At 30.5% G+C, this 4,840-nt stretch carries 4 protein-coding genes; all 4 read right to left on the bottom strand.

Going from position 1 to position 4,840, the window contains the following annotated elements; genetic code table 11:
• The coding region (gene selB / locus ACMOUI_RS04445; protein ID WP_418964529.1) for a selenocysteine-specific translation elongation factor at positions 1-1,434 on the bottom strand (1,434 nt) is incomplete at its 3' end.
• 1 nt (position 1,435) lies between these two features.
• A complete protein-coding gene (gene selA, locus ACMOUI_RS04440; RefSeq protein ID WP_418964528.1) occupies positions 1,436-2,821 on the bottom strand; it encodes an L-seryl-tRNA(Sec) selenium transferase in 1,386 nt (461 codons plus the stop codon).
• Between the two features lie 10 nt (positions 2,822-2,831).
• A complete protein-coding gene (gene selD / locus ACMOUI_RS04435; protein ID WP_418964530.1) occupies positions 2,832-3,809 on the bottom strand; it encodes a selenide, water dikinase SelD in 978 nt (325 codons plus the stop codon).
• A 93-nt stretch (positions 3,810-3,902) separates the two neighbouring features.
• Positions 3,903-4,840: Ppx/GppA family phosphatase (locus tag ACMOUI_RS04430; RefSeq protein ID WP_418964527.1), on the bottom strand; the 938-nt coding region annotated here is incomplete at its 5' end.

The raw sequence follows: 4,840 nt of genomic DNA, 5'->3' as shown, positions 1-4,840 counted from the left end.
TTTTTCTTCAAACTCCTCTTGAAACTCTGAAATTAAGTTTTCTCCTCTAAAGAAAAGATTATTTATTGTAGCTAAAGGAACACCTTTTTTTAATGGATTTTTAGCGTGAAAACTCTCTAAATATATTTTGATATCTGATTTTAATTTTTCTAAATTGTTTTTATGAATAACTGCATCAATTGTTTTAAATGTAAAGATATCTTTATTGGATATAGCATTATCTAAATTTAGATTAAACTCTTTATTTAGGTCATCTATATAGACAAAACCGCCTTTATTTAAAAGATATTCTGAAAGATTTAACTCTTTATTCAAGAGATAGTTTAATTTTTGCAAATAGATGTGGTTATTTTTTTTAGTGGGAACACCAAAGGGAGCTAAAACTCTTACTCCTCCAATCAAACGAGAAGTACTAAGAGTTCTTAAAATTCCAATATCATCAAAATCAACTGGAATCTCCTTATCCATAATAAGTTGAAAAAATATTGGATCTTTTTCAGTGTCATGAAGATATTTAATCTTACCATAGTATTCACCAGTACCAATATTTAATCTAATCTTAGTATTGTTTTTAGGAAGAGTATCTTCAGATAGTCTATTGAATAAAACATCAATAATTTTACTGTTTATAATAGTCTTGCTATTTGTTAAAAGATTTCCTCTTTCAATCTCTTTGGCAGTTATTCCAGTTATATTTAAAGCACATCTTTGATGTGAGGATATTTCATTTAAGTCCTTACCATGATTCTGGATACCTTTAATTTTTATACTGATTTTTTGAGGATAGAGAGTTAAGTTATCATTTTTTTTAAGATCACCTATTGTAGTACCACTAACAATAGTTCCAATACCTTTAGGTGAGTAGATTTTATCAATATCCAATCTAAAAAAAGTATCGTTTTTATTTGAATTAACTACTTCAAACTGTTCTATCTCATTTAAAATTATGTTATAAAGATTCTCATAGGTGGATGGATCCTTTGAAGTAACCTCCACAATAGGAAAGGTTTTAAGAAAATCATCCTGAAAAGATTCCATAATTTCAGATTTTAATTCCTGAAGTCTCTCTTTACTCACCAAATCCGTTTTTGATAGCACAACTATACCATTTTTTATACCTAGGAGTCTTAAAATCTCTCTATGTTCAATTGTTTGAGGCATAATACCGTCGTCACATGCTATTAAAAATAGAACAAAATCAATACCTTTAGCCCCAGCAACCATATTCTTTATAAACTTTTCATGCCCAGGGACATCAATTATACTAATAATGTCTCCAGAAGGGGTTGTTAGAGGAGCAAAACCAAGATCAATGGTCATTCCCCTCTCTTTTTCCTCTTTCATAGTATCGGTATTTATATTTGTTAACATTTTGACTAAAGTCGTCTTTCCGTGGTCTATATGACCAGCAGTACCAATCACTATATTTTTCATATTACACGCTCTCTAAGAATTTTTTAAAACTTTGTACAATTACAGAGTATTCATCACTATGAATTGTTTTTAAATCAATAAAAAATTGATTGTTTTGTACTCTACCTACAATAGGGGTATCCTCTTTTAAAAAGGCTGTTTCAACCTGTTTTCCATTCAATGAAGGAATAAGAACACCATAGCTCTCAATAGTGGCATCTGGCATAGAACCTCCACCAATAATAGCCTTTGTTTCAATTATTTCGCCATCTATCCCAATCTCTTTTAAAAGATTTTTTAAGATTTCAGCTCTTTTAAAAACTTCGGATAAAGGTTCTAGAATTCTATTTAGAGTTGGATTTTTTTCTACGGCAACTTTTTCATCAACATATTGTTTAAAAGTAAACTCCAGTGCACTAATCGTCATTTTACAAACTCTAAAAGCTCTCAGGAATTGATTTTTTTTCAATTTTGAAATTAATTTTTTCTTACCAATAATAATTCCACATTGTGGACCACCTAAAAGCTTATCTCCACTGAAAGTGATTAAATCTATTCCAGAATTTAGTGATTCAAAAATTGTGGGTTCTTTTTTTAAACCATATTTTGAAAAATCAACAAGAACACCACTTCCTAAATCTTCCATTGAGATTATACCATTCTCTTTTGCTAGTTCAGCAATCTCTTTATTAGAAACACTCTTTGTAAAACCAGAGATATGATAGTTAGAAGTATGAACTTTTAAAAGCATAGATGTATTTTCATTGATTGCTCTTTCGTAATCAATGAGATGAGTTCTATTGGTAGTTCCAACCTCAACCAGTTTAGCACTAGATAACTCCATAATATCTGGAATTCTAAAGGAACCTCCAACCTCAACAAGCTCCCCTCTAGAGATTATAACTTCAGTATTTTTACTAAATTCATTTAAACATAACATAACAGCAGCGGCGTTATTATTGACAACCAAAGCAGCTTCAGCGCCAGTAACTTTAGCAATCAGTTCTTCCACATGGGAGTATCTACTTCCTCTTTCACCTGTTTTTAAATCAAACTCAAGATTACTATAACCACAAAGAGAGTTTTGTAGGTGCTCTATAAGATCTTTAGAAAAAAGAGCTCTACCTAGATTAGTATGTAGGATAGTGCCAGTTCCATTAACTACTCTTTTAAAATTAAATTCTAAATTTTTAGTTAAAGATTTTGTGATTGCTTGCTCAATATCCTCTACTGTATATGTGGTAATACTTCCACCAAGAATACCTTTTCTAAAGAGGTCAATCCCCTCATTAACAGCATCATAAACCTCTTTATAGGGTTTATCTTTAAAAAACTCTTTTTCCTTTAGTAGGTCAATAATTTTATCTACTTTTGGAAGATTTCTTAGAAGAGTTTGTTTATCATTCATAATAGCCCCCTTATCTAACTACAATATATTTTCCATTGTATTTGTCCACTGTTCCAATTAAAGATGATTTTATTTTAAGACTATTAAGTTTTTCCATAATTTCAGAAGCATATTTTGAAGGAACTGAGAATAGTAAACCACCAGATGTCTGAGGATCTAACATAATCTCTTGTAGCCAGAAAGGAACAGCAGAAATATCAACTTTATCATTTAAATAGTTTCTATTTTTTTGTCCCATAGAGTTTATATAAAACTCTTTAGCAAACTCCTTGGCAATTTCTAAATAAGGGATTAACTCCTGCTCTAAAATAAATGTTTTTTCAGAAGCTACAGCCATTTCATAGGCATGACCTAAAAATCCAAATCCCGTAATATCTGTACAAGCTGTAACAGGATAATTTTTTATAATCTCAGCAGAGTATTTATTTAAAGTTGTCATTACTTCAATCCATTCTGCTTTTATCTCTTCTGAAAGTGTTTCAACTTTGGAAGCTGTGGAAATAATACCTGTTCCAAGAGGCTTAGTTATAATTAAAACATCTCCCTCTTGAGAACCATAATTTTTTAAAACTTTCTCTGGATGAACTAGTCCTGTAACTGAAAGTCCATATTTAATTTCAGGATCATGAATGGAGTGCCCACCACTTAGGACAGCTCCAGATTCAGCAATCTTTTCCGCTCCTCCTCTTAAAATCTCACCTAAGATTTCAATATTTTCTTTTTCAGGAAAGCATACTATATTCATAGCTGTTCTAGGTTCTCCCCCCATTGCATAGACATCGCTTAAAGAGTTAGCAGCAGCTATCTGTCCAAATATATATGGATCATCAATCATTGGTGTAAAGAAATCTAAAGTTTGGATTAAAGCTATCTCATCTGTTAATTTATATATAGCAGCATCATCAGATTTTTCAAAACCAACAATTAAATTTTTATCTTCCACACTTGGAAGATTTTTTAATAAATTTGAAAGAACCTCCGGTCCTATCTTACTTGCTCAACCACCAATTGAGCATCTATCTAATAAAAGTTTCATTACGTACCTCCTCATAAAAAAATGAACCTACAAATTATACCACAGTTATATATTTAATACCATACCACCTTCAAGATTATCAACAGTGGATACAGTTATACTACTCTTATTCAAAATTTCTAAAAGTGTTATTAAAATTAGATTTCCAGCTATAATAACATCAGCTCTATTAGGTTCTAGTCCAATAATTTTTTTACGATCTTCCAGAGTTTTATTGAGGAAAAGATATAGATTTTCTTCTAAATCCATTTTTGATAATACATACTCATTAATCTCCTTCTCCACAAATTTAGGAAGTTTTTTTATGATAGAAACATTTGTGGTAACAGTACCAGCAACTCCAATTATTTTAAAAGAAATATTTTCAAATTTGCTTAATTCATTGAAAAACCCTTTTAGATAATTACGTGCAGATAGAAGAGTTTCTTCATTGTAGTTTTCATCAGAGAAAAACATCTCTGTAAGTTTTACTACGCCAATAGGGAAGCTTTTAACATAATCAATCCCGTTATAATCCCCTATTGTAATTTCGCTACTACCTCCGCCAACGTCAATAGTTGCTATTTTTTCTCTATATATATTACTATTCCCATTAAAGCTAAGTTTAGCTTCAATCTCTCCAGGAATTACAAGGGTATTTATATTAAATTCATTTTTTATACCTTGCACAAACATGCTTCCATTACTTGCCTCTCTTGTGGCAGCAGTGGCAAAGGCAATAAGTTCAGTGACACCCATAGAGTCAGCTTTTTCCTTAAACTTTTTAATAATATGATAGGTTTTTTCAATAGATTCCTTTGAAAGAACTCCAGTTTGATTTAGATTTTTACCTAGTCTAGAAACATCTAAATCCTTGTATAGTGGTGTAATAATCTCTATTCTATTATCAGTTTTTTCTACTTCTGCTATAAAAATTCTACATGAATTAGTTCCAATATCAATAACACCCTTTAAAAATCTATTTTTAAAAGAGTGATTAACTT

Origin of the sequence: Cetobacterium sp. (assembly GCF_048470075.1) — a bacterium.
Taxonomy (GTDB): domain Bacteria; phylum Fusobacteriota; class Fusobacteriia; order Fusobacteriales; family Fusobacteriaceae; genus Cetobacterium_A.
This window is presented reverse-complemented; position numbering and strand designations above follow the sequence as displayed.

What these genes read in the sequence shown, in the direction of transcription:
- selA (WP_418964528.1), bottom strand. Translation starts at nt 2,821, where the DNA reads ATGAATGATAAACAAACTCTTCTAAGAAATCTTCCAAAAGTAGATAAA.